This window comes from Acidisoma sp. PAMC 29798 (assembly GCF_030252425.1).
In the GTDB taxonomy this organism is placed as follows: domain Bacteria; phylum Pseudomonadota; class Alphaproteobacteria; order Acetobacterales; family Acetobacteraceae; genus Acidisoma; species Acidisoma cladoniae.
Genome location: NZ_CP126994.1, coordinates 1,946,379 through 1,970,180 on the forward strand (window position 1 = coordinate 1,946,379; position 23,802 = coordinate 1,970,180).

Annotated in this window: 25 protein-coding genes; 11 read left to right on the forward strand and 14 right to left on the reverse strand. The window is 65.0% G+C overall.

All coding sequences use genetic code 11. From position 1 onward, the window contains the following. The first annotated feature begins 36 nt into the window (after window positions 1-36). From QP803_RS09370 to QP803_RS09390, 5 genes are read left to right on the forward strand one after another with little or no spacing between them, the layout of a single operon-like run. Complete coding sequence (locus QP803_RS09370) at window positions 37-834, forward strand: ABC transporter ATP-binding protein (protein WP_284947499.1); 798 nt, start codon at window positions 37-39, stop codon at window positions 832-834. Further along, complete coding sequence (locus QP803_RS09375) at window positions 831-1,685, forward strand: ABC transporter permease (RefSeq protein WP_284947500.1); 855 nt, start codon at window positions 831-833, stop codon at window positions 1,683-1,685. Before QP803_RS09370 ends, QP803_RS09375 begins: the two co-directional genes overlap by 4 nt. Beyond that, window positions 1,682-2,689, forward strand: a complete 1,008-nt coding sequence (locus tag QP803_RS09380) for an ABC transporter substrate-binding protein (RefSeq protein ID WP_284947501.1) — start codon at window positions 1,682-1,684, stop codon at window positions 2,687-2,689. The genes QP803_RS09375 and QP803_RS09380 overlap by 4 nt, the downstream gene beginning before the upstream one ends. A 5-nt stretch (window positions 2,690-2,694) precedes the next feature. Continuing rightward, entirely contained in the window at window positions 2,695-3,618 is a 924-nt protein-coding gene (locus tag QP803_RS09385) for a nucleoside hydrolase (RefSeq protein WP_284947502.1), read from the forward strand. Between the two features lie 39 nt (window positions 3,619-3,657). Further along, window positions 3,658-3,942, forward strand: coding sequence for a hypothetical protein (locus tag QP803_RS09390; protein ID WP_284947503.1), 285 nt, complete (start codon window positions 3,658-3,660; stop codon window positions 3,940-3,942). On the opposite strand, the gene QP803_RS09395 is transcribed toward QP803_RS09390, so the two are convergent. After that, window positions 3,935-5,374 carry a UdgX family uracil-DNA binding protein gene (locus QP803_RS09395; protein WP_284947504.1) on the reverse strand — a complete coding sequence of 480 codons (1,440 nt, stop codon included), beginning with the start codon at window positions 5,372-5,374 and terminating at the stop codon, window positions 3,935-3,937. The genes QP803_RS09390 and QP803_RS09395 overlap by 8 nt on opposite strands. Continuing rightward, the gene (locus QP803_RS09400) at window positions 5,371-6,591 is read right to left on the reverse strand and encodes a putative DNA modification/repair radical SAM protein (RefSeq protein WP_284947505.1); all 1,221 of its coding nucleotides are present in this window, start codon (window positions 6,589-6,591) and stop codon (window positions 5,371-5,373) included. Before QP803_RS09400 ends, QP803_RS09395 begins: the two co-directional genes overlap by 4 nt. 115 nt (window positions 6,592-6,706) lie before the next feature. On the opposite strand from QP803_RS09400, the gene QP803_RS09405 reads away from it, so the two are divergent. From QP803_RS09405 to QP803_RS09410, 3 genes are all read left to right on the forward strand, one after another. Beyond that, window positions 6,707-6,979 (forward strand): type II toxin-antitoxin system ParD family antitoxin, encoded by a 273-nt coding sequence (locus QP803_RS09405; protein ID WP_284947506.1) that lies wholly within the window; start codon window positions 6,707-6,709, stop codon window positions 6,977-6,979. Between the two features lie 10 nt (window positions 6,980-6,989). Next, the gene (locus QP803_RS24000) at window positions 6,990-7,292 is read left to right on the forward strand and encodes a type II toxin-antitoxin system RelE/ParE family toxin (RefSeq protein WP_350356076.1); all 303 of its coding nucleotides are present in this window, start codon (window positions 6,990-6,992) and stop codon (window positions 7,290-7,292) included. Window positions 7,293-7,429: 137 nt separating this feature from the next. Continuing rightward, entirely contained in the window at window positions 7,430-8,236 is an 807-nt protein-coding gene (locus QP803_RS09410) for an arylamine N-acetyltransferase family protein (RefSeq protein WP_284947507.1), read from the forward strand. A gap of 165 nt (window positions 8,237-8,401) precedes the next feature. On the opposite strand, the gene QP803_RS09415 is transcribed toward QP803_RS09410, so the two are convergent. Beyond that, window positions 8,402-9,106: a cysteine hydrolase family protein gene (locus QP803_RS09415; protein WP_284947508.1), complete on the reverse strand. Its 705-nt coding sequence runs from the start codon at window positions 9,104-9,106 to the stop codon at window positions 8,402-8,404. Window positions 9,107-9,231: 125 nt separating this feature from the next. Between QP803_RS09415 and QP803_RS09420 the strand changes: the two genes are divergently transcribed. Next, window positions 9,232-10,305: an AI-2E family transporter gene (locus QP803_RS09420; protein ID WP_284947509.1), complete on the forward strand. Its 1,074-nt coding sequence runs from the start codon at window positions 9,232-9,234 to the stop codon at window positions 10,303-10,305. 59 nt (window positions 10,306-10,364) lie between these two features. Continuing rightward, entirely contained in the window at window positions 10,365-10,880 is a 516-nt protein-coding gene (locus tag QP803_RS09425) for a hypothetical protein (RefSeq protein WP_284947510.1), read from the forward strand. A 111-nt stretch (window positions 10,881-10,991) separates the two neighbouring features. Here the strand turns inward: QP803_RS09425 and QP803_RS09430 are convergent, their stop codons facing one another. From QP803_RS09430 to QP803_RS09480, 11 genes are all read right to left on the reverse strand, one after another. Beyond that, window positions 10,992-12,623, reverse strand: a complete 1,632-nt coding sequence (locus QP803_RS09430) for an NAD(P)/FAD-dependent oxidoreductase (protein WP_284947511.1) — start codon at window positions 12,621-12,623, stop codon at window positions 10,992-10,994. 77 nt (window positions 12,624-12,700) lie between these two features. Continuing rightward, window positions 12,701-13,333, reverse strand: a complete 633-nt coding sequence (locus QP803_RS09435) for a 2-dehydro-3-deoxy-6-phosphogalactonate aldolase (protein WP_284947512.1) — start codon at window positions 13,331-13,333, stop codon at window positions 12,701-12,703. A gap of 10 nt (window positions 13,334-13,343) precedes the next feature. After that, window positions 13,344-14,231, reverse strand: coding sequence for a 2-dehydro-3-deoxygalactonokinase (locus QP803_RS09440; protein ID WP_284947513.1), 888 nt, complete (start codon window positions 14,229-14,231; stop codon window positions 13,344-13,346). Further along, window positions 14,232-14,639: an oxalurate catabolism protein HpxZ gene (gene hpxZ, locus QP803_RS09445; protein WP_284947514.1), complete on the reverse strand. Its 408-nt coding sequence runs from the start codon at window positions 14,637-14,639 to the stop codon at window positions 14,232-14,234. 2 nt (window positions 14,640-14,641) lie between these two features. Continuing rightward, window positions 14,642-16,030 carry an AtzE family amidohydrolase gene (locus tag QP803_RS09450; RefSeq protein WP_284947515.1) on the reverse strand — a complete coding sequence of 463 codons (1,389 nt, stop codon included), beginning with the start codon at window positions 16,028-16,030 and terminating at the stop codon, window positions 14,642-14,644. A gap of 11 nt (window positions 16,031-16,041) precedes the next feature. Further along, on the reverse strand, window positions 16,042-16,230 hold the full coding sequence (locus tag QP803_RS09455; RefSeq protein ID WP_284947516.1) for a DUF4089 domain-containing protein: 189 nt from the start codon (window positions 16,228-16,230) through the stop codon (window positions 16,042-16,044). A gap of 57 nt (window positions 16,231-16,287) precedes the next feature. Further along, window positions 16,288-17,283, reverse strand: coding sequence for an MBL fold metallo-hydrolase (locus QP803_RS09460; RefSeq protein ID WP_284947517.1), 996 nt, complete (start codon window positions 17,281-17,283; stop codon window positions 16,288-16,290). A 23-nt stretch (window positions 17,284-17,306) separates the two neighbouring features. Next, entirely contained in the window at window positions 17,307-18,728 is a 1,422-nt protein-coding gene (locus tag QP803_RS09465) for a DUF2142 domain-containing protein (protein ID WP_284947518.1), read from the reverse strand. Between the two features lie 114 nt (window positions 18,729-18,842). Continuing rightward, a complete protein-coding gene (locus QP803_RS09470; RefSeq protein ID WP_284947519.1) occupies window positions 18,843-19,748 on the reverse strand; it encodes an SMP-30/gluconolactonase/LRE family protein in 906 nt (301 codons plus the stop codon). A 50-nt stretch (window positions 19,749-19,798) separates the two neighbouring features. Then, on the reverse strand, window positions 19,799-20,566 hold the full coding sequence (locus QP803_RS09475; protein WP_284947520.1) for an SDR family oxidoreductase: 768 nt from the start codon (window positions 20,564-20,566) through the stop codon (window positions 19,799-19,801). 172 nt (window positions 20,567-20,738) lie between these two features. Then, window positions 20,739-22,523 (reverse strand): tetratricopeptide repeat protein, encoded by a 1,785-nt coding sequence (locus QP803_RS09480; RefSeq protein ID WP_284947521.1) that lies wholly within the window; start codon window positions 22,521-22,523, stop codon window positions 20,739-20,741. A 246-nt stretch (window positions 22,524-22,769) separates the two neighbouring features. Here QP803_RS09480 and QP803_RS09485 point away from each other — a divergent pair, with 246 nt between their 5' ends. Next, entirely contained in the window at window positions 22,770-23,801 is a 1,032-nt protein-coding gene (locus QP803_RS09485) for an L-idonate 5-dehydrogenase (RefSeq protein WP_284947522.1), read from the forward strand. Window position 23,802: the final 1 nt, after the last annotated feature.

Sequence of the window (23,802 nt, forward strand, 5' to 3'; positions counted from 1 at the left end):
TGCATGACTATCAGACCCATGGCGCGAGATCCTCGGTTGGCCGCTGAAGCACCGGCCAAGCTTTCGCTCCAGCATCTCAGCCATAGCTTCGGCACCTTCCGGGCTCTGGAGGATGTCAATCTCGACATCAAACCCGGCGAGTTCGTCTGCATCCTGGGTGCATCAGGCTGCGGAAAGAGCACCTTATTCAACGCCGTATCGGGACTTCTTAACGTCAGTTCCGGCAAAATTCTGCTTGACGGCCGCGATATCGCCGGCCGGCCGGGCGAGGTTGGATATATGCTGCAAAAGGATCTTCTGCTGCCCTGGCGCACGGTTCTCGGCAATATCACCCTCGGCGCCTCCCTCACGCGCGGCGCCACCAAGGCGGATCGCGCCCATGCCGCCGAACTCGCCGTGCATTACGGCCTGGGTGACTACCTGCGCCATTTTCCGCGCGCCCTGTCGGGCGGTATGCGTCAGCGCGTCGCCCTGATGCGCACCATCGCCGCCGGGCGAGACCTGATGCTGCTGGACGAGCCCTTCGGCGCCCTCGACAGCCAGACCCGCATCGGCATGCAGCAATGGCTGCTACAAATCTGGAAGGAACTTAGCCGCACGGTGATGTTCGTCACCCATGACGTGGATGAGGCGATCTTCCTCGCCGACCGCATTGTGGTGATGCTGCCCAAACCCGGCCGCGTCGGCTGGATCGTCGATGTTCCCATCGAACGTCCGCGCGCGATGGACTGCCTGACCTCCCCGGCATTCGTCGCCATCAAGCGCGAGATCATGGCCATGCTATATAGCCAGGCGACGCTGCACGGCGTGCCCGCTGCAATGGTGTCGGCATGACCGAAGCGCCCGCCTGGCACGCTTACGCGCGCCACGTCCTGCTGTGGCTCGTCGCCATCGCCCTCATCTTCTGCGCGTGGGAGCTGTTGCTCCTTGCCACCGGCCTGCCCGCCTATGTCATCCCGACACCCGGAGCCGCCTTGGGCGTGCTGCGCGACAATGCGGCGATGATGCGCGGCCTGACCTTCCAAACCGTGACGGAAACCTTCTACGGCTATATCTGCGGCGCGGTCATCGGCTTCCTGCTGGCCGTGATCATGGCGCAGATCCCCATCGTCCATCGCCTGCTGTACCCAGCGCTCATCACCTCCCAGGCGGTGCCGATCGTCGCCATCGCGGCGCCGCTGGTCATCATCTTCGGCTTCGGCCTGACGCCGAAACTGATCATCGTCGCCTGGATCGTCTTCTTTCCCGTGGTCGTGAACGTGCTCGATGGCTTGGCGAGCGTCGATCAGGACCAGGTGAACCTCGCGCGCCTTCTGCGCGGCACGCGGCTGCGCACCTTCCTCATCGTGCGCTTGCCGGCCTGCATCGGGCCGCTGTTTTCCGGCCTCAAGATCGGCGCCTCCTATGCCGTTACCGGCGCGGTCATCGGGGAATGGACCGCCTCGGCCCATGTCGGGCTGGGCACCTATCTGCTCACGGCCAATGCGCAGATGAATACCGCCGGCGTCTACGGCGCGATGCTGCTGCTCACCGCCATCGGCGTTGGGTCCTTCCTGATCGTCCTGGTCGCCGAGCATTTCGCCACGCCATGGCGTACCCAGATGACGGCGCCACCCTGGTTCGGTGGCCGTGTTCCGCCGTTGCCCGTTTCCCCCGTTCCGCACATAGAAAAGGTTGTGACATGAAGCCTCTCCGCACAGTCGCCCGGCTGCTCGCGTCCACGGCCGCTGCCGGCATGATGATGCTGGCCCTCGCCCCCGTGGCACCCACGGCCTCGGCCGCCGACATGGCAACGAAGGTCCGCTTCGTCTTCGATTGGGCGACGGCGGATTTCGAGTTGATCCCCCTTGCCGTCGGCCAAGCCGAGGGCTTCTACAAGGACGCCAATCTTGACGTGTCGGTCGCCTTCCCGCCCGATAGCTCGACCACGGCGCGCGTGCTCGCCAGCGGCAGCGCCGATATCGGCTTCGACGCGACGACGGATCTGATCTTCGCCGCACAGCAGGGCGTGCCGATCATCTCCATCGGCCTGTTCTCGCAGTCCAACAATTGCGGGTTGTTCGGCCGCCCTGGCGAGCCCATCGACCTCTCCACGCTCAAGGGCAAGTCGATCGGCGTCTTCACCGATAGCTGGTCCAAGATGATGATCCCCTACATCGTCAAGAAGGCCGGCCTTACCCAGGACGACGTCAAGCTCATCATCGCGACCGATGACAATATCCCGATGCTGCTGACGAAGAAGATCGACCTAGCGCTGAACTGCTCGAACTACGCCATCTCCGATGTCAGGCCGACCCTGAAGGTCGATCCGAGCATCCTGATCGGACCGGCGGCCGGCGTGCCCGATATCCCCGTCTGGACCTATACCGCCAGCAAGAGCTACGCGGCGGCGCATCCTGATGTGGTTAAGGCCTGGCTTGCGGCCACCGCCAAGGCGATGGACTGGGCCTCCACCCATCAGGACCAGGCCGTTGCCGACTTGCTGAAGCTTTACCCCAGCGCCGGCTCCAAGGATTACAACTCGGTCGGCTGGGCGGTGACGGTGCCGCTGATGAAGGGGCCAACCGGCTATATGACGCAGACCGATGCGCAATGGACCGGCATCGCCCAGGCGCTGGCCTTCAGCGGTCAGATCCCCAAGGTTCTGCCGCCCTCCGCCTACTACACCAACGACTATCTGCCGAAATAAGCCGCATGCCGCCACGCCGGATCATCCTCGACTGCGATCCCGGCGTGGACGATGCGGTCGCGATGCTGTTGGCCTTCGCCTCCCCTGCGGAGGTGGAGGTCACGGCCATCACCACGGTGATCGGCAATGTCGCCCTCGCCCAGACCACCGCCAATGCCATCCGCATCCGTGACCTCGCGCGGCGGACCGACATTCCCATCCATGCCGGCTGCCCGCGCCCGCTGATGGCGGCGATCGAGCGCAAAGGCTCAGTCCATGGCGGTGACGGCTTGGGCGATATCGGGCTCCCCGAGGCCTCCACCGGTGCCGCGCCGGACCACGCCGTCGATGTCCTCGTCGCGCGCATCAGGGCCGAGCCGGGCGTGCTGACGCTGTGCCCGATCGGGCCGATGACCAATATCGCCATGGCCCTGGTCAAGGCACCGGATATCGCGCCGATGATCCGCGACATCGTCTTCATGGGCGGTGCCGCCTTCTGCCCCGGCAATTCCTCGCCCACCGCCGAATTCAACTTTATGATCGACCCGCATGCGGCCCAGATCATGCTGACCGCCGGCGTGCCGATGACCATGTTCGGCCTCGACGTCACGCGACAGGCCGTCATCACCAAAGACTGGATGGACAGGATGGAGGCCAAGGCCGGCCGCGTCTCGGGTCCTGTGCTCGCCATGATGCGCGCCTATGGCTTCGGTGACCCCTGCCTGCACGACCCCTGCGTCATCGCCCATCTCATCGACTCGACGCTGTTCGACGGCGTGGAAGCCTGGGTCGAGGTCGAATGCGCCGCACCCATGGCACGCGGCCAGAGCATCGCGGCCGTATCGCCACGCCATCTCCAGGGCCGTGCGCCGAACTGCCGGGTGATCACCTCTGTGGATACGCCGCGGCTGTTCGCGCTGCTTGAAGACCGCCTCCTCAGCCTCGATTGAGATCTTGCAGGCGGCTGCTGGTCAGGCCAGACTTCGTCCATGGATGGTGTCGTCAGCCTCTCCAGCGTCCGTGAAGACCGCTTTTGGGCGGTCGTCGCCTCGATCGGGCGCCAGCGGCGCATCGCCGAGATTTTCGCGAATCGCGATGCCGCTTTAGCCGATCGCGCCTGGCGGGAGCAGCAGGTGCGGGCCTATGCGAGTTTTCTGCGCAGCACGCGACAGCCGCCCCCGAATTACTCCGTGGAACCGATGCGCCGGGCCGATTTGCCGAAAACCTGGCGGCCCCTACCCGCTTTAGGGTTTCTGCGCGGGCAGTTCATTTAGTCGCACGCCACGCCCAGGCGCCCCGAAGATCCTCTACGAACCGCGCATATTCCCGCGCCTTCGCCTCTTCGTCCGGCAGGCGCAGCAAGTAGGACGGGTGCACCGTGACCCATAGCGCCTCGCCGTTCGGCAGCGCCGTCACCCGCCCGCGCTCACGGCCGATCGTCACCTTGCGGCCGAGCAGCGCTTGCGCCGCCGAAGCCCCGAGCGCCACGGTCAGCTGCGGCTTCACGAAAGCCAATTCCGTCTCCAGCCAGAAACGGCACGCGGCGATCTCGCCGGTATCCGGCGTCTTGTGCAGGCGAAATTTACCGCGCGGCTCGAACTTGAAATGCTTCACCGCATTGGTGAGATAGACTTCCGTCCGCGGCACGCCCGCTTCCGCCAGGGCACGGTCCAGCATCTTGCCGGCCGGCCCGACGAAAGGCGCACCCGCGAGATCCTCTCGGTCGCCCGGTTGCTCGCCGACCATCATCAGCCGCGCTGAGGCGGGTCCTTCACCGAAGACCGTCTGCGTCGCCGGCTCCCACAATGGGCAGCGACGGCACCCCACCGCCTGCGCCTTGGCTTCAGCCAGCGTCTGCGGCGGGTCGGCATCCACGATTGGCGCGACCGGCCGACGCCGCGCTTCCGCCGCCGCATGGGCCGAGGGGGCCGTAGGCGCCGCTGCGACCATCGCTTGCGCCCGCTCGCCCGCCGCTTCGATCAGCGGGCCGATCAATTCTGCTTCCGGCAGGTTCTTCCAATAACGGCGGGGCATTTCCCGTGTCATGGCCGCCACCTTCAGCCGCGCCGGATTGAAGATATTGGCGTAGTAGATGCGCCACAGCGCCTCCAGCCGGTCTTCCGTCGGCGCCTGATCGCGCGACACGCCTTCACCGAAGCGCAGGCTGTTCCCATCCCAGAAGGCGCAGCGATCCGGTGTCAGGATCGACCAACGCATGCCGGTAAAACGGCGCATGAAAAAGGGCGCGGCGGCTTCGACGATGAAATTATCGGGCTCGAACCAGGCGATGAAGATCGCGCCTTCCGGTTCCTCCACTTCGCGAAACCGCACGAAGGCATGCATCTTGTGAATGTCCCGCCGGATCGCCTTCGCGCGCTGTTCGGCCTCATGCACATCCGGGTGGCTCGCATCCTCCAACAGCTGCGGCTGGGCTTGCAGGCCCCACAGCAACCGATACAGCAGCGCGAACCGGCCCGGATCGCGATGCAGGATGACCGTCTCGGTCAAGGTGATGAAGGCGCGCGGAACTTTCGGCGCAACGATCGGTGTGCGAGCGGCCTCATCGCCCTCGAACAGATCGCCGGCCGCGCCATCGCCGACCACCCAGTACAGAGCCTCCGGCGGTTCGCCCACCAGCAGCGCCGCACGGGCGGCATCCCGCCAACCTGCGACATCCGTCTCATGCGGGAGACGGATCAGTCTCACGCGAAAAGCTCGCCCTGGGGCGCGACCTTCTCCCTGAGATCGAGGCGATCGATGGCGGCGCCGGGCTGCCAATCCGCCGTCACGATGAAGGGCATGGCGGTTTTGATGCCACGGCAGAGGCGGGACACGTCCTCCAACCGCAGGCTCCGCCAGCGGCGCGAGGACAGCATCTGCTTCACCGATTTGGTGCCGAAGCCGGGCACCCGCAGCAGCACCTCGCGCGCCGCGCGGTTCACATCGACCGGAAAGCATTCCCGATGCTGCAGCGCCCAGGCCAGTTTCGGATCGACGCCTAGGTCGAGCATGCCACCCACAGCGCCGGTCGCGATTTCCTCGACCGCAAAACCATAGAAGCGCATCAGCCAATCTGCCTGATACAGTCTGTGTTCGCGCATCAGCGGCGGTCGCATGAGCGGCAGCACGGCGCTCGCGTCCGGGATTGGGCTAAAGGCCGAGTAATAGACGCGGGACAGCTTGTAATTGCCATAGAGATTGGCGGCGCTGCCGAGGATGGCGAGGTCGTCCGTACTATCTGCGCCGATGATCATCTGCGTGCTCTGCCCGGTCGAGAAGCGCGGTGCGTGACGCGACTCCTTGCGCGCCTCTTTCGCCTCCTCGATCTTCAGGCGAATGCCGCCCATGGCGCGGCGAATCCGCTCGGGATTCTTTTGCGGCGCCAGCCTCGCGAGGCTCTCCTCACGCGGCAGTTCAACATTGATCGACAGCCGGTCGGCCACTGCGCCGGCGCGTGCCAGCAATAGGGGATCGGCATCCGGGATGGTTTTCAGATGGATATAGCCAGCGAATTTGTGCTCCCGCCGCAGGCTTTCAGCCACGCGCACCAGCTGCTCCATGGTGTAATCGGGGGAGCGGATGATGCCGGAGGAGAGAAACAGCCCTTCGATGTAATTGCGCTGATAGAAACCGAGCGTGAGATCCACGACTTCCTTAACCGAGAATCGTGCACGACGAACATTGGAGGACACGCGATTGACGCAGTAATGGCAGTCGAATTGGCAGTAATTCGTGAGCAGGATCTTGAGCAGGGAGATGCAGCGGCCATCCGGCGCATAGGCGTGGCAGATGCCCATGCCCTCAGTCGAGCCGATCGCCTTGCTGGCCATGGAATTGCGTTTCTCCGCCCCTGAGGAGGCGCAGGACGCATCATATTTGGCGGCATCCGCGAGGATGGCGAGCTTTTCGAGAACGGTTTCCACGCACCAACCCCACTGAGAGTTAGCATTTTGTTCTCATCGCCTGCCGCGTCAAGGGGATCATGATCAATAGGACTTGATCCTATTCATGCTATCATCGCGCCCACAGGAGAACCGCATGAGGACGACCCAACAGTTCAGCATCACGCTACCGCTCGACATGGCGGAGATTGTCGAAGGGAAGGTTCAATCAGGCGGCTATGCGACGGTCAGCGAGGTCATTCGCGACGGCATCCGGTCTTTAATCGAACGCGAAGCGGCGGTGGAGCGGTGGTTGCGAGACGAGGTGGTGGCGGGCCACGGCCAATATCTCGCCGACCCATCGAAGGCCGTGCCTGCAGAGGAGATCCTGTCGCGCATCAAATTGCGCCGGGCCGCGTCTTCGACCTAGGCCATTCGCCGTGGAGGTTGTTTTCACGCCACTCGCAGAGCGTCACATTGACACCCTTCACCAGTACATCTCGCCTCAGGCAAACTCGGCGCGCGCTGACGCCTTTGTTCAAAGCATCGTTGCATTTTGTATAGGTCTATCAACCTTTCCGAAACGAGGCATGCCGCGTAACGACCTCCTCATCGGACTTCGGACGACGGTCTTCGCGCAGAGCGTCACGATCGCTTTTACCGTGTCGGTAGGAGTGGTCTTGATTGAAGGTGTTCATTACGGCGGACAGGATCTCGAGCTGATGTATCGTACAGGCCAATAATCAGCTGTAATAGAGTAGGCCTGTGCCTATTGGTGGAATACGCTGCGCTTTTCCACCCCACGCGGCGCGCCCGTTCATGACAGTTTTTGGGGTTTCGCCACACCTCTGATCGTCACAATCCACAAGGCCATACTGACATGAGCCAGCCTCTCAACATCGACGCCTATCTCTCGCGTATCAACTATTCCGGGCCGCTCACAACGACCTACGACACGCTCGCCGGCATCCTCCGCGCCCATATCGCCACCATCCCCTTCGAAGGTTTCGACGTTCTGCTGGGACGTCCTATCCGCCTGGATACTGAAGGCTTGCAGGCGAAGCTCGTCACGGCCCGTCGTGGCGGTTACTGCTTCGAGCACGCAAGCCTGATGCACGCCGCTCTCCAGGCGATCGGCTTCGCCCCCGTCCGGCATGCCTCCCGCGTCCTCCTCTTCGATCCGCGCCATGAGAGCGTGCGTCAGCACATGTTCCTCACCGTCACGATCGGTGACGAGACCTACGTGATCGACCCAGGCTTTGGACCCTTTGCCTGCCCGCATCCCATCCCGCTCAATGGCGGTGCCGTTCCCGCAAGCGCCCCAACGCACCGCCTCGTCCACGAGGGCAACGACTGGTTCCTTTACGTCACCCAAGACGGCCAACAGATCCGGGGCTGGGTGTCCACGATGGAAGAGGAGTACCCGGTCGATGTCGAGATGATGAACCACTACATCGCCACACACCCGGCGTCCTTCTTTACCCACAATATTCTCGCCAGCGCGGTAACGGAGGAAGGGCGCGTCAACATCATGAACCAGGGTGTTCACATCATTCGCAATGGGATCGCCGAAGCGACGGAATTGGCGGACCGCACAGCCCTACGCGCCCTCGTCGCGCGGCATTTCGGTTTCGATCTTCCGGAACTCGAGACAATGCGCGTCGATGGCGTGCCAGCCTGGCGCTAGCAGTGCTGCTGAGCAGACGACGCTGAGATGGTGGATAGCGCTTTGCTCATCCACCCTACACCGAGGCCGTATTGTAGGGCGGATGAGCGAAGCGTTATCCGCCTGGCGACGATCGGGTGTCTTCGCGGGAAGCCCCTCGCTCCAGCCTCGGAAACGACCATCGCTTCACGCTTTGCCGTCAGTGTCCCCCGCCATGCGGGAAAGCACCGGCAGCAGCGCAGCTGAAGACGCGACCCATCCGAAGATGCCGCCCTGGGCCTTGATCATCGCCAAGCCGGCTTCATGGAAGTCTGGAAAATAGGACCCCGTGCAGTCAGACAGCACGAGGCATTCAAAGCCGCGATCATTCGCCTCCCGCACCGTGGTATTGACGCAGACCTCTGTCGTCACGCCGGCAATAATCAGCTGCGTGATGCCGCGTCCACGCAGAATGGCGTCGAGGTCGGTCGCGAAGAAGGCGCCCTTGCCGGACTTGTCGATCACCGGCTCCCCCGCGACGGGCGCGAGTTCGGGAATGATGTCGTGCCCCGGTTCGCCACGCACCAGGATGCGGCCCATCGGGCCGGCGTCGCCGATCTTCGTGGCGAAGCGCCCGCGCGCATGCTTGGCGGGGGTGAGATCGGAGAGATCGGGGCGATGCCCCTCCCGCGTATGGACCACCACCAGCTCGGCGGCCCGCGCGGCGGCCAACACGTCGATCAGCGGCGGTACCGCGGCGCGAAGCAGTGACACGTCGTTGCCCAATGCGTCGCCGAATCCGCCCGGCTCCAGAAAATCCCGCTGCATGTCGATGATCACCAGCGCGACGGCGCCCGGCTTCAGGGTGAAGGCATAGGGTTCGGCGGCGACGGTCGAAACGCCTTCGGACACGGGCTTCTCCCTAGGATCTGTCTGAACCCTATCGATCGCCGAACGGGGACGCAAACGGGCCCGAGCGCGCATTCCTCCAATCCTCTCTTGCGCAACCCCTGGCTTTTGCTGTCGATGCTGCCCGCATGAGCACTCTCCCCCCGCCGTCCGAACCCAGCCTCGGCGGCACCCGGCCGCAGAACATCGCCATGGGGGTCCTGGCGTTCGGCCTGCTGCTGCTGGCGCTGTTCACCCTGCGGAACTTTCTGAGCGCCCTCGCCTGGGCCGGCATCTTTGCCATCGCGCTGTGGCCGCTCTATGGCCGGGCCGTCGCGCACTTTGGCGCCGGCCGCCGTAACATCCTCATGCCCGCCGTCTTCACCCTGGGCGTGGCGTTGATCTTCATCGTGCCGCTCGGCCTGGTGGGTCTGCAACTCGCGCGGGAGGCGGATGATGCCCAGGACTGGATTCACGACGCGCAGAATTACGGCATCGCCGAACCCGATGTTCTGACCCATCTGCCCTTTGGCCAGGCCCAGGTGGATACCTGGTGGCAGGAAAACCTGGGCGATCCCGGGGGCGCCCGCAAGCTGGTGCAGCGCACGACGCAGGGCCATGTCGCGGGCGTCGGCCGCGTGGTCGGCCTACAAGTCGTGCACCGACTGACCGCCTTCGTCTTCACGCTCCTCACCCTGTTCTTCCTCTTTCGGGAGGGCCATTTGCTGACAGAGCAAATGCGCCGCGCCGCGACGCGGGCCTTCGGCTTGGGGGGCGAAAGGGTCGGCCAGCAGATCATCGCATCGGTTCATGGCACCGTGAACGGCTTGGTGCTGGTCGGCCTGGGGGAAGGCGTGCTGCTCGGCATCGTCTATGCCATTGCTGGCGTGCCGCAGGCGACGATCTTCGGCGTCATCACGGCCGTCGCTGCCATGATCCCCTTCGCAGCACCGGTGGTCTTCGCGATCGCCTCCCTGCTGCTGATCGCGCAAGGTGCCTTCGTCTGGGGCGTTGCCGTCTTCATCTTGGGCATGATTGTGACCTTCGTGGCGGATCATTTCGTGCGGCCAGTGCTCATCGGCGGCACCACGAAGCTGCCCTTCATCTGGGTGCTGCTCGGCATCCTCGGCGGGGTCGAGGCCTGGGGGCTGATCGGCCTCTTTTTCGGCCCAGCCATCATGGCCGCGCTCATTCTAATCTGGCGCGAATGGGTCAGCGATTAAGCTCTCAGAAAGATTTCTGCGGCATTGTTGCTTTATCGCAATGTCGATAGGCCACTCAGATGACGTATGTTCCGCCGCTTCATGTTCTTCGGCGCATCGGGGATATTCGTCGGTCTGAGACCACCGTCACGATGCCCACAGAGGCGTTTCACGCCCTGATCCGCGCGGCCTTCGCGGGAGCGGCCTTCGACGCTGCCTGGTATCGGGCGACATACCCCGATGTGGAGCGCGCCATCGGCCAAGGCCAGGTGCCGGACGAACTCAGCCATTTCGCCGGCTTCGGATATTTCGAGAACCGCAAGCCCCGCCCTTTCGATGTCGATGCGCCTTGGTATGAGGCGACGTATCAGGATGTCGGCCTCGCGATCAGGGCCGGGCAGGTCAAGGATGCCCGATCGCATTTCAACACGAGCGGCTATTTCGAGCCTCGAGCACCGAACCCGCAGGCCGCTGCGGCCTTCGCCGATCTTTTGGCGCTCGCGGCGGGACAGGCCTCTATGGTGGACGGGGCGCCCGTGCCACAAGCACCGGCCGGCAGCAACGTGCTCGCGGCAAGACGTATCCGAAGCGCCTGATCCCAGCGCGTTTCGGTTCAGGAGTGTGCGTTTCGGCTGACAATCCCGACCAAAATCGCCGCAATGCCCTCTGGGTTTGGTGGCGCATGCTCGTCTGGCTCTGGCACCTGATCACGCATCCTGTTTAGCCGCCTCCCGCACCATGGCGAGCGCCACCGCCTCCGCCACGCGAATGCCATCGACCCCCGCTGACAGAATACCGCCCGCATAGCCCGCGCCCTCCCCCGCCGGATAAAGCCCGCGCGTATTGACGCTCTGGCAGCCGGCATCCCGCCCGATGCGGATCGGGGAGGAGGTGCGCGTCTCCACCCCCGTCAGCACCGCATCTTCTAGCGCAAACCCCCGGATCTGGCGGTCGAAGGCGGGAATCGCCTCCCGGATGGCGGCAATCGCATAATCCGGCAGACAGGCGGACAGGTCGGTCGGCGTCACGCCCGGCTTGTAGGACGGCACAACGGCGCCGAGCGTGGTCGAAGGCCGGCCCGCCAGGAAATCCCCCACGCGCTGGGCCGGCGCTGCATAGGTACTGCCACCGGCGAGATAGGCCTGCCGCTCCCAATGGCGTTGGAAGTCGATGCCGGCGAGCGCGCCGCCGGGATAATCGGCGGGCGTAATGCCCACCACGATGCCGGCATTGGCATTCCGCTCGGCCCGCGAATACTGGCTCATGCCATTGGTCACGACATGGCCGGGCTCGGACGCCGCCGCGACCACCGTGCCGCCGGGACACATGCAGAAGCTGTAGACGTCCCGGCCATTGCCGGCGTGATGGACAAGCTTGTAGTCAGCGGCACCCAGCATCGGGTGACCGGCACTGTCCCCGAAACGGCAACGGTCGATCAGGGATTGCGGATGCTCGATCCGAAAGCCAATGGAAAAGGGCTTTGGCGTCAAGGACACGCCGCGCGTATCCAGCATGGCGACGGTATCGCGCGCGCTATGCCCGATCGCCAGCACGACATGGTCGGTCGCGATGCGCGCGCCATCCGCCAGCACCACGCCCGTCACCCTGCGCAGACCATCCGACTCGGCAATCTCGATGTCATCGACACGACTGCCGAAACGGTATTCGCCGCCCAGCGCCTCGATCTGCGCCCGCAGGCTTTCGACTACAGTCACCAGGCGGAAGGTGCCGATATGCGGCTTGCTGACATAAAGGATTTCAGGCGGCGCACCGGCAGCCACGAATTCCGTCAACACCTTGCGGCCGAGATGCAGCGGATCCTTGATCCCGCTCCATAGCTTGCCGTCCGAAAACGTGCCCGCGCCGCCTTCGCCGAACTGCACGTTGGATTCCGGTGTCAGCACGCCGCGCCGCCAGAAGGCCCAGGTGTCCTTCGTCCGCTCCCGCACCACGCGCCCGCGATCGAGGATGATCGGCCGGAAGCCCATTTGCGCGAGCGTCAGGGCCGCGAGCAATCCACACGGGCCAGCGCCGATCACCACCGGCCGGGTGGTCAGCTGCGTCGGCGCCTGGGCAACGAAGCGATAGCCCATGTCCGGCGCGCGGGAGACGTGACGATCGCCGGCCAGCCGGCCGAGCACGCCCGCCTCCTCCGCGACCGTGGCGTCCACCGTGTAGATGAGGGAAATGGCGGAGCGGCGGCGCGCGTCATAGCCGCGCCGCACCACCTCATGGGTCAGCAACGCGCCATCGGCGACGCCGAGCTTCGCGACCACCGCCGCCCGCAGAGCGGCAGGCTCGTGATCCAATGGCAGCTTCACTTCCGTCACGCGCAGCATCTCAGTCCCCCAAGGCAGGACCTATGGCGCGGACTGGATCAGCGCCGCAATCTTTTGCCGCGTATGGCCGACGCTCGTTAGGTGAAGGCCGCACAGGCGGCGACCAGGGCCCGCGCTTTGGCGCCGACGATGGCCGCCGTGTCGCCCGGCTTGTAGATCGCGGAGGCGATGCCGAAGCCGGACGCCCCGGCCTTGTGCCAATCGCCAAGATTGTCCGGCGCCATGCCGCCGACCGGCAGCACCAGCGTGCCCGGCGGCAGCACGGCGCGAATGGCGCGCAGCACGGACGGGCTGGCGGCCTCGGCCGGAAACAGTTTGATGGCGTCGGCGCCGGCCTTGATCAGGCTGAAGGCCTCAGCGGGGGTGAAGAAGCCAGGTGCTGCCAATAGCCCCAGGCGCTTCGCAGCCCGCACGATGTCCGGGTCCGCATGGGGCGTCACGATCAGTTTGCCACCTGCCGCCGCAATCTCCGCCACCTGATCCGTGGTCATCACCGTGCCGGCACCGATCAGCATGCTGTCGCCGAAGGTTTCGGCGAGCAGGCGAATGCTCTCGATCGGCTCGGGTGAATTCAGCGGCACTTCGGCGATATGCACGCCCGCTTCCTGCAAGGCCGCGCAGATGCCCACGACCTCATCCGGCCGGACGCCACGCAGGATCGCGATCAGCGGCGAACGGGCGAGCCATTCCTTCATCGACACGTCACTCATCGTCATCTTCCTAGTGCCACGCGACGGCGGCGGCGATTGCAGTCAGGCCCAGCGGGGCAGCGTCGGCCTTGGCGATCCGGGCCGATCCGCCGCAGAAGGCGATGGCATCGGCATAGAGGGCACACAGCTTGGCGTCGCCGATCAGCAGGATCGAGCCCATGTCGGGATGCGCCGCCAAGGCGGCCCGCACTTCATGGCCCAGCAGCAGGCCGGAGAGATAGGACGCGGCACTGTCTTCTGACAGGCGCCCGAACAGACCCAGCGTGCGCACGCCGAAAAGATGGCGCAGCAGGCCGCCGGCATCCGCGCTTCGCGCCAGTCCCTGGCGCAAGGCCGCCGGGTCGGCCGGCGCATCGACCTTCATCATGCGACCGAGAATGGTATGGCCGCTGAAGGCCGCGAAGGCCTCGCCGGTCATGAAGGTGGAGAAGCCCATGATGCGGCCATTCTCGACCCGGACCCATTTCGCGTGGCTGCCCGGCAGGCAGGCAACGCCACTCGGCCCCAATTCGCGGAGCGTGCCGATGATTTGGGTCTCCTCGCCGCGCATCACCTCCGGCACGCCGGCGTCCTCGGCGGTCACGCCCGGCACCAGGCGCACTTCGGCGTCATTGAAGGGCACGGCGATGGTGGCGGCAGCAAGATCGGCGGCCCCGGCCGGGCAAGGCAGATACGGCGCCTCGATCCAGCCCTGCCGGCTGCCGATCATGCCCGACAGCAGCACCCGCCGTTCCCCGGCATTCACCCAAGGCAGAATCGCGCGGCGCAGCACATCCGCGAAGCGGCCGCCTTCGACGAACAGGATGCCGGTGGGGGACGTGGTCTTGTCGATGACATGGCCATCCGGCGTGAGGCGATAGGCGCGGAAACTGCTCGTGCCCCAGTCCACACCAATCATCTAACGCGTCTCCGCCGTCTCGGGGAAAGGAAAGTCGAGCATCGAAACATGCGCGGCGACGATCCGCCAAGCGCCGTCGAGGCGCACCCAGCTCTGCATCTGACGACCCGTCTTGCCGGTCGAGCGGCGACGGAACAGCGTGCTCGCGGTCCCGAAATCCCGCCCGAAGGTGGTGAGCACGGTGCGGCCCAAATCACGGTCGAGGTCCCCCGCGCCCCGCCCCTGGCGGAAGGCCGCGATCTCGGCGGCGCCATACAGGTTCTCGCCGCCGCCGTAGCGGATGGTCTTCTCATCCCCCCAGAACAGCGCGGTCAGAACCGCGACATCATTGCCGACGAAGGCGCGCTCGTACTCCGCAAAGGCGGCGGTGAGTTCGGCGAGGGCCGTGGGATTGTCGATGTCCATCATGCTCACGCTGCGAAGTCGGGGGCGACGGGTGCCGTGCAAATGCCGGAGGCTTCCAGGAATCCGCCCGCCCGCACCAGCAGATCCTCCCGCCAGGGGGCGGCGATCAGCTGCACGCCGATCGGCAACACGCCCTCGGCCTTCTGCACGGGGACGGCCAGCACCGGCAGGCCGATGCAGGTGATCGGCTGCGTAAACAGCCCGAAGGCCGGCCGCAACGGCAAGGTTTGGCCCTCGATCTCCAGAAAATCCTGGCCGAGTGTCGTCGCGGGCACGGGGGTCGCGGGTGCGATGAGCACATCCCAGTCCCGAAACAGGGCCGCCATCGCGTCCCGCCACAAGGCGCGCACTTGCTGGGCATGCAGATACCATTGCGCCGGCACCAAGCTGCCGGCGAGCAGCCGGTCCCGCGACAGCGGCTCCAGATCCGGGCGGCGATGGCGCAGATGCTCCAGATGCTGCTTCGCGCCCTCGCTCGCGGTGATGATGAAGGCGGCGGAGCGACCGGCCGCCGTCATCTCCGGCGCCGCGACGGCGCCGGCCTTGAGCGCCTCGGCAATGCGATGCACGGCGGTGCACGCCGCCTCGCCCATTGGTGCGTCGAAATAGCCCGTCAGCCGGCCGATGCGCAGGCCGGCAATCCCCTCGCCCACCAGACCGGCGACGGGTTCCACCGCGCGTGGCGTCTGGCCGGCATCGGCGGGGTCACGCCCTTGCAGCGCGTCATAGGCCGCCGCGACATCGCCGACGCTGCGCCCGAAGGGGCCGATATGATCCAGGCTCGGCACGAAGGCGACGGAGCCGGCACGCGACAACCGGCCATAGGTCGGCTTGAAGCCGAAGATTCCATTGAGGCTCGCGGGCACGCGGATCGACCCATTGGTATCGGTGCCGAGGGTCAGCGGCACCAAGCCGGCGGCGACCGCCGCGCCCGATCCGCCGGACGAACCGCCGGCCGTGCGGCTGGTGTCATGCGGGTTGCGGCAGGGGCCGTAATGGCTGTTCTCGGTCGTGAAGCCATAGGCATATTCGTCCATATTCAGGGCGCCGATGCAGACGCCGCCGGCCTCGCGCAGCTGCTTCACGGCCCAGCCATCGACCGCGGCGGGGGGCTTATCCCGCTCGATCACACTCCCCGCGAGGGTCGTGATGCCGGCAATATCGAACAGGTTCTTCACCGCGAAGGGCACGCCGGCCAGCGGGCCGACATCCTCGCCCCGTGCCAAGGCGGCATCGACAGCGGCGGCATCGGCCAAAGCCCGCTGCTCCGTCACTTCGGTAAAGGCATTGACCTCCGGGTTGAGCCGATGGACCCGTTCAAGCGTGTCCTGCGCCACTTCCAGGGCCGATCGCGCGCCGCTGCGCACATCGCCCGCAATGGCGACCGCCGTCATGAAGGAGGTGCTCATAGCCGAAAGATGGGCGCGGTTTCGGTTTCGGGACCGACCGGCCAGTCGAGCGCGGGTTGGGCGAACCGGGCGACGAGGGCAAAGGCCGCGATCACACGCATGGTTTCAGCCTCATCCAGCCCGAGGTCCAGAAGCTCCGCCGCGCTGCGCACATAGGCCTCCGTGCTCGATGTTCCGTCCGCCATGCCTGACCCTCCTGCCGATGACGACAGAGTGCCTTAGCGCGGCCCAAGCCGCCACCCTTACAGCGTGAAGACGCGCGTCTCTCCGAAGCCCAAGGTGACGAAGCAGCCCGCGTCCAGCGCCTCGGCACGCAAGACTTCGGCCAGCACACGGGGTGGCGCGTCGATCGCCTCATCCGTCAGTTGGAAGGTGCCGAAATGCATGCCGATGGATTGGCGGGACATCAGGTCACGATGCGCCGCCACGGCCTCGGCGGGATTGATATGTACCGCCGCCATGATGGCGCGCGGCTCATAGGCACCGATCGGCAGCAAGGCGAGATCCGTCGGGCCAAGCCGCGCGCTGATCTCCGCCCAATGGCGGCCGGCGCCGGAATCGCCGCCGAACAGGATCTTCTTGCCGCCGATCTCGATCATGAAGCCTGCCCAGAGGCAGCGGTTGCGATCCCAGGGCGTGCGGCTGGCAAAATGCCGTGCGGGGGTCGCGGTGATGCGGCTGTCACCCAGTCGCTCGCTTTGCCACCAGTCCAGTTCATGGATGCGGCCGAGCCCCGCCTTGCGCAGATGCACGGCATTGCCGAGTGGCGTGATGACGGCCGGGGCGTCGCGCGCCTGGATCGCCCGCAGACTGGGCAAATCCATGTGGTCGTAATGATTATGCGACACCAGCAGCAGGTCGATCTTAGGCAGTGCCGCGAAGGCGCGGCCCGGCGGCCGGGCCCGCTTCGGACCCGCCCAGGACACGGGCGAACAGCGGTCGCTGAAGATCGGATCGGTGAGGATGGTCAGGCCGGGCAGCCGCAACAGGAAGGTGCTGTGCCCGATGAAGGTAACGGCGACGGTGCCTGGCGCCACTGATGCCTGCGGGTCGCCGGCAGGCGTCGGGTTAGGCGGCTGCGGCGGCCAGACCTTTCGCTCGCCACTCAATCGCCAGCGCAGGATGGGCAGGATGCCGCGCGGTTGTGTCTGAGCACGATCGGGCGCAGCGCTTGGCGGATTATAAAAACTCGTTCCGTCGAAATGGTCAGACGGCGGCGGCGTGTTGGTCTCTGCCAAATTCACTTTTCCTAAGCCACACGCTACCGAAGATAATAGGTGCTGAGCACAAGTTGCGGCAGATAGACAATGCCGAAGCCGGCGATCGCGACGGTCGGCAGCGCCAGGATCGCGCGGATCGCCGTCGCCCCCCGAATGCGAATAACGGGCAGCGAAATCGCGAGCAGCGCCAGAAGCGGCAGCGCGTAGCGGCCCTGCACACCATCGATCAATGTCTGCCCGACCTTCGTCCAGGACAGATATTGGAGATCGAAGATCGCGAAGACGGTGGCAACGACGCTGAGCAGCGCGATGAGCACGAAGGGACCGCGCGGTCCCGGCGGCTCCTCAGGGCTGGCAAACATCGTCCCCACGGCCGCCGCGATCATTGCCACATACCACCAAGTGTAGATCGGGAGCGCCATCACGACGTCGAGCAGGCCGATCACGCCAATCGTCGTCTGCACCTCCACCAGCCACAGCAGTTTCATGGTCTGGATCGGCAATTGGATCAGCAGCCAGGGATCATGGAGAAAGACGCGCAGCTGCTCACGTGTGTCAGAGCTTGGAAACAGCCGCTGCGGGTCGCCGGGCCAGAGCGGCCCCGGATGATACGGCGGGCCGAAAACGAAGGGCGTGGCGACGGTATGCAGCGTCACCAAGGCCCAGGCGACGGCCGGCAGCGTCGCCAGCGCCATCGCACCGATGGCCGGCAACAGGTCCCGTCGGCTCCATCCCCGGCACGGCAGCAGCATGACGACCGCCATCGGCAGATAAGGCGGCTTGACCGCAATAACGCAGGCCAGCAGCAGCGCCGCCACCCAATAGGAGAGGCCGCGCGGCCCGGCCGGCCGCGTCAGAAGTGCCGCGATCAGCGCAGTGGTCGCGATCAAGACGCCGTCCTGGTTGAACGAGCCGATCAAGGACAAGGTCATCGGCAGGCTCAACGTCGCCAGCAACAGCAGGCGCCCCCGGCGCGCCAGCCGCAATGCCAGCACACCAATGACGAGGCAGGTGAGCACATTGACCACCCGTCCCATCAAGACGGCGACATAGGGCGAATATTGCAGAAAGTGCCCCGCGCCCAGGGCGACCGCACTCGGCACGTAGAAGATCGGAAAATAAACGGCGGTGTTCGGCGACCCGACAAACACCAGACGCGTGGGCCAGGGGATCGCCTCCAGCCGCGCCTCATTGGCGGCCGTCATTTTTTTGACGTCACCGACATTGAAGGCAAAATCGGCATAGACGGGACCGGGATCGAGCGTGACGCCCGCCCCCATGATCGGGTGGCCGGCGCCGTCGAGACGCACTTGCCTTTGCCCCAGCAGTTGGCCGTGCAGCAAGCTGCCGGCACGCGCGACATGGGCGGCTTCGTCCGGCACTTGGCCGAGGGGTACGGCCAGGGCCATGAACAAAGCGGTGGGAAACGCGAAGAGGATAAACAGGAAAGGGATGATCGCCATCCCCCCCGATCGCGCAGTGGGCAGGTAACGCTCAAACCCACGAGACAGTCGCTTGATCATCGCTCTCTCAGCCAATCCGACTGAGATCGCAGCGATCGTACATCCCGCGCGGCATCACCATCCAGCGGCATGCGCATTGACGTAGACGGCATAAAGCGACGTCGTGGCCGTGATATAGAGACGATTGCGCTTGGCGCCGCCGAAACAAAGATTGGCAACATCCTCGCCCACCGGAATGCGGCCGAGCAAAGTGCCGTCCGGCGCATAGGTGGCGACAGCGGTTTGGGCCGAGGTCCAGACATTGCCGTGGCCATCGACACGGAAGCCATCGAACAATCCGTTTTCCAAGGTGGCGAAGACGCCCTCGCGGCGTACCGACCGACCGTCCGAGCCCACGGTATAGGCGACGATGACGCGGGGATGCGCGGGGTCGTGGGTGGCGCCGGTATCGGCGACATAGAGCACGCTCTCATCAGGCGAGAAGGCGAGGCCGTTCGGCTTGAGCAGATCGGTGATCACCGCCGTCAGCGCCCCAGTCTCTGGATCGAAGCGATAGACGTTGGAGGCGCCTATCTCCGACTCCGCCTTGTCTCCCTCGTAATGGCTATCGATGCCGTAGGTGGGATCGCTGAACCAGATGGACCCATCGCTCTTCTCGACGACGTCATTGGGGGAGTTCAGGCGCTTGCCGCCAAAACTGTCCACGAGGGTCCGCCAGCGGCCGTCGAAGTCCAAGCGAGAGAGGCGTCGGCCGCCATGTTCACAGGCGAGGATGCGACCGAGATGGTCGAGCGTGTGCCCGTTGTGATGGCCGCAGGGCGTCTCGAATACACTGACGGAGCCATCGGTCTCATCCAGGCGCAGCAGCCGGTCATTGGGAATGTCGGACCACACGAGGCTTTTCGCGGCCGGTACATAGACCGGGCCCTCCGCCCAGCGGGAGCCGGTCCAGAGCTTTTCGAGTTTGGAATGCGAGACGGTCAGCGCTTCGAAACGCGGATCGAAAACTTCGTAGGTCATGGTCGGCTCCCTTAGATTTTGTTTGGTCAACGCTGGTCCGGCCCAGATCTCTAAAGGCTCGAGGTGATGCCGCCGTCTACGTACAGAATATGACCGTTGACGAAGCTCGACGCGTCGGAGGCCAGGAAGATCGCGGCGCCGCCAAGCTCATCCACCTCACCCCAGCGCCCGGCCGGCGTGCGCGTCGCAAGCCAGCCCGAGAAGGTTGCGTCATCCACCAACGCCTGGTTCAACTCGGTGCGGAAATAGCCGGGCCCTAGGCCGTTCGCCTGGATGCCGTATTTGCCCCAGTCGATCGCCATGCCCTTGGTCAGCATCTTCACGGCGCCCTTGGTGGCCGCATAGGGGGCGATGCCGGGGCGACCCAACTCGCTCTGCACAGAACAGATATTGATGATCTTGCCATGACCACGCGGAATCATGCAGCGCGCGACCGCCTGTCCCATGAGGAAGACGCTGTCCAGATTGGTGGCATTCAGCCGGCGCCATGCCTCCAGCGGAAAGTCCTGCAAGGGCGTGCGATGCTGGACACCGGCATTATTGACCAGGATCTCGATCGGGCCGACCTCCGCCTCGATGCTGGCGACGGCCGGCCCCACAGCCTCAGGATCCGTGACGTCGAAGGCATAGGCATGAGCCAGGACGCCCTGTTCCACGAGCGTCTGACGGGCCTCGGCCAGCCGCGTCCCGTCCCGTGCATTGAGCACGATCGTGGCTCCGGCCGAGGCCAAGGCGCGGGCAATGCCAAGGCCGATGCCCTTGCTGGAGCCAGTGACGAGCGCGACGCGGCCCGTGAGGTCAAATATCTTCAGGTCCACTGCGTCAGGCCGCCTTCATTCGCGATCGATTGAAGGCGAGTGTCAGCGATCGGGTGGGCCGAGTAAAGGCCGGGACATGGCCTGCTTGCTCCCGCTTTGGCGCGCAGCCGTTTTAGACTGATCCATCGCCTCCACCTCTCGTCATGGCACGAGAAGGCGTGCCATGACGAGATTATACGACGCGCAACGCGTGGCGCAGTGCGTCCTTGATCCGCGCCACCACGCCCGGCCAGTCGCCCATGAGCTGCTGGCGGAACAGGCGCGCGGTGGGATACCAGGGCGTGTCCTCTCGCAAAATCATCCACCGCCAGTCGGCATTATGGGGCAACAGGATCCACACGGGCTTGCCCATGGCCCCGGCAAGATGCGCGACGCTGGTATCGACTGTAATAACGAGGTCGAGCTGATCGATGATCGCGGCGGTATCGGCGAAGTCGGCAATGCCGTCGCCCAGGAAAGTCACGCGCTGGTATTCACTGAGCATGGCACGCTCACGCGGCGTGACATCCTTGTGCAGGCAAATCCAGTCGGCATCGATGTCGAACAGGGGCGTCAGCACGGCGAGGTCGATCGACCGATTGTGGTCGTTCTTATAAGTCGGGCTGCCGCTCCACACGAAACCCAGCCTCGGCTTTCCGCGCGGCGGCAAGCGGGCAGACCAGTCCTGCCGCAGGCGCCATTCCGTCCACAAATAGGGGATGGCGGCCGGAATGGTGTCGAGCGCCGTGCCGAGGGCGAGTGGCAGGCTCAGCAGCGCGCAATGATAGTCGAACGCCGCCGGCGTCGCGGCTTCCTCCACCAATTCGATGGCGGGATGCGCCGCCGCGAACAGCCGCCGCAACGGTTCCTTCACCGAGAGGATCACGACCGCGCCCCGCTCCACCATGATGCGGGTGTAGCGGTAGAACTGGATGATATCGCCCAGCCCCTGCTCGCAATGGATGAACAGCGTCTTGCCGGCGATCGGTTCGGCGCCCGTCCAGGCCGGCTGCGGAAAGGTGCGGTTGCCGATCGGATCCGTTCTGATCTTGCGCGCTTCATACATCCGCCAGCCGATCTCGAACCGTCCGAGTTGCAGGTGGATGATCGCCATATTGAACTTGGTGTCGTGGAACTGGGGACGCAGCTCCAAGGCCCGCGCGTAATGTTCCAATGCCTCGTCATAGCGGGCGAGATCACCGAGGGCATTGCCCCGGTTGATATAGCCATCCGCATTGTCGGGTTCGAGGGCGATGGCGCGGTCGTAGCCGGCCAGCGCCTCCGCGTGCCGATGAGCGTCGCGCAATACATTGGCGCGGTTGTTATGCGCCATGGCGTAATCGGGACTGAGGACGATGGCACGGTCGTAGCAGGCGATGGCCTCGGCGTAGCGACGCAGACCACCCAGCGCATTGCCGCGGTTCAAATGGGCCATGGCGAAATCCGGCCGCAGCGCGATCGCCCTGTCGCAGCTCTCCACCGAGTCAGCGAACCGCCCCAAATCGCGCAGCGTATTGGCGCGGTTGTTATGGGCTGTCGCCTGTCCAGGCTCCAGACTGATCGCCTGATCGTAGCTCGCGACTGCCTCGGCATGGCGTCCTAAATTGCCGAGGGCATTGCCACGATTGACATAGGCCCCGACGTCGTTGGGCTGCAGGGCGATCAGCCGATCATAGGCAGCCAGTGCCTCGACAGAACGCTGCTGCGCCTGCAGCATTGCGGCGAGCGTACTCTGGAATTCGGCGATGGCATCGTTCAGGACGACGGCGCGCTGGACCATTGCAATCGCCGCCTCGGCCTGACCGAGTTTCGCCGCCACGAGGCCGGAGAGATACCAACCGAGATGATGATCCGCCGCGCTGTGCAGAAGGTCGCGCAGACACTGCGCCGCTTCGTCCAAGCGTCCCCGCTGGTAGCACGCCAGAGCATGGTCGTACTGCGCCACCTGCCCCAGCTCCGCAATCATATCTGACGCCACTCATGTCCCTCCCCTGGTGGCCTCTGTTTAATCGGTGGTCATTGAGGCTTTCCAAACGCCGCGCCGGAAAAGCCTACGCGTTGATCACATTCGCACGATGTTCCGCCACCGCGGATTGTAACGATAGCGCATTTACTCGCCCAACCCATATGGTCGTCGAACCGTGGACAGGCTTGGCCAAACCTTGTTTGTGTCCGCAGCCACGGTGTGCCCAGCCGAGGCCCACCACACGCCTTAAGGATTGTCATGCGCAGTGTCGTCATCCATGCCGCCGGTGATCTCCGGATCGAGGATCAGGATCTTCCGACGATGGGACCGTCCCAGGTCGTCGTCCGCATCCAGGCGGGCGGTATCTGCGGCTCGGATTTGCATTATTTCAACCATGGCGGCTTCGGCACCGTGCGACTGCGCGAACCGATGATTCTGGGCCATGAGGTCGCCGGCATCGTCACCGAGGTCGCGGCAGATGTCACCCGCGTCAAACCTGGGGACCGCGTGGGTGTGAACCCCAGCCGCCCCTGCCGACACTGTCGCTTCTGCCTCAAGGGCATGCCCAACCAATGCCTGAACATGCGCTTCTACGGCAGCGCGATGCCGATGCCGCATATTCAGGGCGCCTTTCGGGACTTTCTGGTCTGCGATGCGAGCCAATGCGAGATTGCGTTGCGGGCGCTGCCGACCGAACTCGCTTTGGCGGAGCCCCTCGCCGTCGTCCTCCACGCCTTGGGCCAGGCCGGCTCACTGTTAGGCCAAACCGTGCTGGTGACGGGCTGCGGCCCGATCGGTGCCTTGGTCGTTGCGGCCGCGCGCTTCCATGGCGCGGCTGAGATCATCGTGACGGATATTGTGGACGCGCCGCTGGCCGTGGCCCGCAAGCTCGGCGCCACACGTGCGGTCAATACCGCGACCAACCCGGACGGCTTGGCGGAGTATCGTCACGACAAGGGCCAGATCGGGGTGATGATCGAATGCTCTGGCAATGACCGCGCCCTGCGGGCCGGGCTGGATGTGGTCGAGCCCGGCGGCACCATCGTGCAGCTCGGCCTCGGCGGCGATATGTCCGTGCCGCAGAATATGGTCGTGTCGAAGGAAGTGAAGGTTGTCGGCTCTTTCCGCTTTCACGACGAATATGCCCTGGCGGTGCGGCTGATCGATGAGGGTCGGATGGACCTCACGCCGTTGCTGACCGGCAGCTTCGACGTGGCGGACGCGCAGCATGCCTTCGAGGCCGCGAACGACCGCCGCACGGCAATGAAGGTGCAGCTGTTGTTTTCGTGAG